The sequence below is a fragment of the Streptomyces sp. NPDC028722 genome, assembly GCF_040637655.1.
GTDB lineage: Bacteria > Actinomycetota > Actinomycetes > Streptomycetales > Streptomycetaceae > Streptomyces.
The window spans coordinates 1-5318 of record NZ_JBEZWU010000073.1; the positions used below are offsets into that span (position 1 = coordinate 1).

4 protein-coding genes and 2 pseudogenes are annotated in these 5318 nt (G+C 63.5%); 4 read left to right on the plus strand and 2 right to left on the minus strand.

The window, feature by feature from the left end; translation table 11 throughout:
- Nucleotides 1–90: 90 nt before the first annotated feature.
- Nucleotides 91–324 (minus strand): annotated as a pseudogene (locus AB0F03_RS37690) (hypothetical protein); the annotation flags it as partial.
- Between the two features lie 117 nt (nt 325–441).
- Between AB0F03_RS37690 and AB0F03_RS37695 the strand changes: the two are divergent.
- The 3 genes from AB0F03_RS37695 (at nt 442) to AB0F03_RS37705 (ending at nt 3610) form a co-directional block, all read left to right on the plus strand.
- On the plus strand, nt 442–1311 hold the full coding sequence (locus AB0F03_RS37695) for a hypothetical protein (RefSeq protein WP_362000974.1): 870 nt from the start codon (nt 442–444) through the stop codon (nt 1309–1311).
- A gap of 66 nt (nt 1312–1377) precedes the next feature.
- Nucleotides 1378–2118: a hypothetical protein gene (locus AB0F03_RS37700; RefSeq protein ID WP_362000977.1), complete on the plus strand. Its 741-nt coding sequence runs from the start codon at nt 1378–1380 to the stop codon at nt 2116–2118.
- Between the two features lie 1027 nt (nt 2119–3145).
- On the plus strand, nt 3146–3610 hold the full coding sequence (locus AB0F03_RS37705; protein ID WP_362000980.1) for a hypothetical protein: 465 nt from the start codon (nt 3146–3148) through the stop codon (nt 3608–3610).
- A gap of 355 nt (nt 3611–3965) precedes the next feature.
- Here the strand turns inward: AB0F03_RS37705 and AB0F03_RS37710 are convergent, their stop codons facing one another.
- The gene (locus AB0F03_RS37710; protein ID WP_362000983.1) at nt 3966–4778 is read right to left on the minus strand and encodes a maleylpyruvate isomerase family mycothiol-dependent enzyme; all 813 of its coding nucleotides are present in this window, start codon (nt 4776–4778) and stop codon (nt 3966–3968) included.
- A gap of 274 nt (nt 4779–5052) precedes the next feature.
- On the opposite strand from AB0F03_RS37710, the pseudogene AB0F03_RS37715 reads away from it, so the two are divergent.
- A pseudogene (locus AB0F03_RS37715) lies at nt 5053–5318 on the plus strand (YceI family protein); the annotation flags it as partial.

The following is a 5318-nucleotide window of genomic DNA, read 5'->3' on the forward strand; positions in this document are numbered from 1 at the left end:
CCGCTGGAACAGTTCCCACAGCTCGTCCGGCACCAGCCGTTCAATGATCCCCACCACAGCCGACAGCCTACTCAGCCAAATGAGATGACCTCTTAGCCGTAGGACCAGGCCGGTGCGAGTCGGCCGCAGCCGCAGGATGCGCGGTGGACGGGAATCCGGCATCGGGCGGTTGGTGGCCCGCGCCAGGGCGAGCCGCCATCTCGCGGGCAGTACGGTCAGCCCGCACGCGTCCATGACGGAGCCGTACCGGACCAGAACCCGCAGCATGGCCAAGGCGACTCCGAAGACCAGCCAGTAACGTCGTGCTTTACCGGGCAGGTCCACAGACTGCCCGACGCGCCGGAAGCTTACGGGGCCATGATCACTCGCGCCAAAGCAGCTCCAGCCCAAAGCCGTTTCGCCGACCTAAATCGTGCGACCACGCCCTACAGTTACGGCACCATGACCAGCATGGACCTTGAAGGGATAGCCGCGCTGTCCGCGGCCGCAGTGGCGTTCATTGGGGTTCCCGCCAGCATGCTCATCGGTCGATGGCAGATGAAGGCCGGCTTGCGCACGGCGGAGGCCACCAGCGAGGCGGGGTTGGCTCAGGCAAGGTCCGCATACCGTGCGGCGTTGGACGCTGTCCGCACCGAGGCGAACGCTGCTCACCTGCAGTGGCGCCGCGGCATCCAACGTGAGGCGTACGCCTCATTCCTCCTTGCCGCGAATCGCACTAAGGAACTGGGTGAGCGATTTGTCACGGACAGCGAAGAAGATCGATCAGGGGAGAGCATCAGGGCCCAGAAGTCCGCTATTGATGACGCTCTGGCGACCCTCAAGGCGGCCCAAACAATCATCGAATTGGAAGGTCCTGATGACGTGGCCGCTCCTGCTGCGGGAATGACTGAGGCCGCTCAAAGGATGGCCTATTATTTCGGCAAACAGGCCATTTATGAGAGAGCACTAGGCAAACTCGGACGAATAATGGATGATCAATCGCCGAGCGTGAGGGGTCCTGCCGTGGAACTCATGCAGGCACTAGTTGATCTGGGCCGTCTCGGCTCCGCTAGCTCCTCAGAATCCGATGAGCTAGTTAGGCTGGGTACCCATGACGCCCGAGTGGCGGTGCGGTCCTGCCAGGAGGCTCGGAGGGCGTTGCCACCCAATGCTCTGGACGACGAGGAGTTCGGAGCCCTCCTAGAGGGATGGCGGTCTCGTCCTCCAATGCTCAGCAGCGCACACACAGATGCCGTGCAACAATTCAGCGAGGCAGAAATGCACTTCGTCCGTGCTGCCAAAATCGAGCTGCATAGCGAAGCTGCCCCGTAAGGCCCATTTCCCTGGCTTCGGTCTGAATTGATCTCTGAGTGCTCTACGCTCGTAGGGAACCGGAGGGTGAGCATGGAGCACTGGAAGCTCGCATTAGAGTACGTCAAGGTCCTGGTCTGGCCGTTGTTGTTGGCTACGCTCGCTATTTCTTTCCGGCGTGAAATCCGGTTGCTGCTGCGTGACCGTGACGTCCAAGTGGAGGCACTGGGAGCGAACATCGCGCTGACCCGTGCGTCCGCTGAGGCCCAAGCAGCCCTTGAGGAACGGGCGGACGCCAGAGCCGATGACCCAGAAGCTACAACCAGTGCAGACGAAATACCTAGTACGGATTCACCAACTGCAGCAGACACCTATACAAGGCTTGCCGCTCAAGCCTTGGAGGCTCTCAGTGGCGAATTACTCCCCATATTCCCTGCGGAACGCACGCGTGGAGACTCGTCGAACGACAACGAAACGCTCGTGCGGGCCTGGAATCAGCTCGCCGATGACGCGAAAGTGCTCTGCTCCGTCTTCCCCGACATCCGTCAGAACGTGAACCCATTCATCCCCTTGGCAGGGCAGACCGGAGAGCCTCGGTGGAGGGATGTTGGAAGATCCTGGAACTGTCTTCGATGGGGACTGCTCGAGTTTGCCTATGTAGAACACCCCTATCCGTACGGCGCTTCCCCCCGAGACACAGCACCCTCTGCCGAGGCAACCGTGGTGGACATGTACCTCTCATCACAGCATCTGGTTCGAGAGAAGATCCGCACTCTGCTACGTGAAGCAGCGACTGCTGACACCGCACGAAGAGCCGACGGCGGCTGAGACCAATAAATTCCCTCCCGGTATGCGCACCATAAGCGCACCAGATCGAGCGGGAAGCGGCGGGGAGTCACGGGGAGAGCTGCTAAGTCAGACCGAGCAATCTGCCTGCCGTTCCAACTGGCCAGTAGCTAAAGCAGCCCTCACATACCCACATCTTCCCAAGCTGAGGGTAGCCCCGTTCGATCCTACGAGGGGGACTGATCGGACTCAGGGGCGCAGCCGACGCCTCCAGGCACTACGGTCGCGTGCCTGCTTCAGCTGCCTGAGCAAGGACGAGAACGTTTCTGAGCGAGGAAGCCACTCCTGCTCCCAATTCCACTCGAGATCAACGTATGGCTCCACGACCGCGAGAGCGTCGCGCATCTCGACAACAGCAGCCCTGAACTCCGCGAAACCGTCAAGGGGCACCTGTACGCGTGCTGCGTGAGCTAGCGCCAGGTGCTCATCCGTCAGCGCTGGCCATTGCTCGTCTGGTGAGGTTCCCACCTGCACGGGCAGCAACCAGTCTTTGGCTACGCCTCGCAAGTAGTTGCGCCGCAGGTTCGCCTTCCTGGTGGCCACGATGGCTCGGTCCAGTGCCTCGCGCCGAGCTGTGACCCACGCCTGCCGGCGCGCTGCCCATGGGCTCACCACTGCGCCAGTGATTACGCCGATCAACGCGAACGTAGCGGTTACCCAAACCCCCACCATGGCTCCTTCGGCAGCCTGTCTTCCCACACGAGTCTGAGGCACGGCACTGACAGTCGTGCCCAGACGAGCACAGCAGTCGGCGTACACCAGGCCATGAGCCTGCTGCCACCGCTGCCCACACGCTTCACCGCCGTCTCAGTTTCCGTCTCATTCAGCCCCGTTCGCTACCGTTCAGGCGAGGCCCAGAGCTGCCGCGAGACCAGCAGTCGACGTCCCATGAACGCAGGTGAACAGCGCCGGACTCGGCCCACCACCCCACCAACACAGTCGGAAAGCGTGTTGGCATCGGAGTCGCGTTACGCCCGTGGAGGACGGCGATGCGTGATCAGCTTGGAGTGTGGAGACCATCATCGCCAGCGGCATAGCCGTCCTGGGAACGCTGCTTGGTTCGGGGATCACCCTGGCGTTCCAGCAGCGCACCGCCGACAGGAGCCACCAGTTCACCCGCCGCGAGAAGCTCCGGCAGGAACGACTCGATGCCTACTCCGCCTACGCCGGCGCGTTGGTCAACTACCGCCGCTGCGTGGTTCACCTCTGGTTCTGCGAGCACGAACAGCCACCACTGGAGGACCCCGACACGGTGCGGATCCGCGCCTACGACCTACGCTCCAATGCTCAAGAGGCACTGTTCCGGGTGCAGATGCTCACCGATGAGGAAACGCTGAGTCGGGCTGCGGAGGACGTGCTGGCAGACGTTACGGCGATGTCCAAGACAGGCAGCAGGACCGAACTCGACGAAACCAGGGTACGGACGCGTGACGACATCACCCGACTGGTCAGAGCAGCCAAGCAACACCTCTGAGGCGCTTACAGGCGTGCCGGTACGTAGGGCCCCACGCCGATAGTGACCGCACCACAAGCGCACCAGATCGAGCGGGGAACAGCGGGGAATCACGGGGAAAGCGGCCGAGCTCGCAGCGGCCTCGAGCCCGCCGTTCGAGCACGTCAGCGCCTACAACAGGCCCTCAATGCCCGCAGCTTCCCAAGCTGAGAGCTTGGGAAGCGCCGCAAGCCGGACTTGGCCGAGCTGAACTACAGGCCGTCGCGCTCGATCAGCGCGCCATCGGGTCCAGCGTGTAAACGCGCGGCGCCAGCATCGCTCCTCGCATCTCGAGGAAGCTCAATGTGCTTCCTGGGCGGGACCAGGCAAGCGTCCGTCATGGTGCGGTGAACAATGCGGGGAAACCTGGCGCGAGCCAGGGCTTGCGCCCCCAGGCGAGGACCTTGCCGCGGGCGATGGCACCGGTGGCACTGCGCCTGCCCAGTGCGAGCAGGAAGAACGTGATCGGTTCGATCATGATCGTGCAGTCGGGACGGCGCGGGGGCTCGGCGTGCACGGCCACCACGCCGTTGGTGAACGTCACTGTGAGCCGAGAGAGACCGCGCACCCTTAGCTCGTAGCAGGCACTGCGCCCGTCAGCCGCTCGTACATCGACGACACGGGGCATCGCAGTGATCAGAAACGGCATCGCCAATTCAACCCTGTCACGGTCGATCATGTGTGGTTGGCCAAGTGCCGCTGCGATGTCATAGCCGTGCCCGAGCATGTGGGTCAGCAGGTAGGAGCTAAGGGTTCCCAAGTCCATGGGCCCCAGCGGTGTCACCGTCGGCGTGTCCGCCGACCGCAGGCCGGCCGCCTCGGTGAATGCCCGCGCATGCCGGACGATGCCGTCCGCCAGGACGGAGGTGTCGCGTTCGGGGAAGGAAACCAGCGAGGCGGCGTTGGCCGCCGCAAGTCCCCCTGGTCTGCCGTCGCCATACACCTGCTCACGTCCTGCGGCAACGGCAGCCATCAACTTGTTGGCCAGGACCAGGTGCGCCGCAGACTCTCCAACCGTCCACTCAGCACCAGGAATGGGCACCGTGGCATCTGTACACGACCGGAGCAACCCGGCTATCTCCTCGGCTACGACACAAATGGCTTCAGGCAGCCGCGATAGCGTGGCAGCCTCACGATGAGGGGCGGTCATAGAAGTGAAGGGTGGACCAGCCCTTCACTTCTGTCCATCTGTCCCGGTACACCGATCGACCTGCCAGACAGCCAGGATGAGGGCTGCTGACATCTACGCTTAACACCGACGACGCCGGACGGGGGCGTACACCAGCGTCTCCGTCCGACTGCCGCACCAGCCGACGACCGTAGCCGGAGCGGGCTCAGACCGCACTCCTAAAGCGGTGGTCAGCCCCTGTTCCAGTCGTTGACGGTTGATGTCATGGCCGACTGGCCGAGCGTAGGGTGGAATCATGGCCACAGCAGCAGGCGAGTACGCGATTGGCAAGCAGGTCGGTCGGTTGCTGGTGCGCACCGCTCGCCAGGGCGTGGCCGCAAGGGTAGGACATGACCTGCTCATCGAGGCCACCGAGTGGGAAGGCCACGTCACCGTGCCGGCGGACCGCGCGACCCAGCCGGCGGTGGTGTCGGTACGCGTGGACCTGGGCGCGCTGAAGGTCCTGGAAGGCACCGGCGGGGTCAAGCCGCTCAGCGACGGCGACAGGCAACAGATCCAGCA

Excerpts from the sequence above, each read along its gene's own strand:
- AB0F03_RS37710 (WP_362000983.1), bottom strand. The coding sequence starts at position 4,778 with ATGACCGCCCCTCATCGTGAGGCTGCCACGCTATCGCGGCTGCCTGAA.
- AB0F03_RS37695 (WP_362000974.1), top strand. The coding sequence starts at position 442 with ATGACCAGCATGGACCTTGAAGGGATAGCCGCGCTGTCCGCGGCCGCA.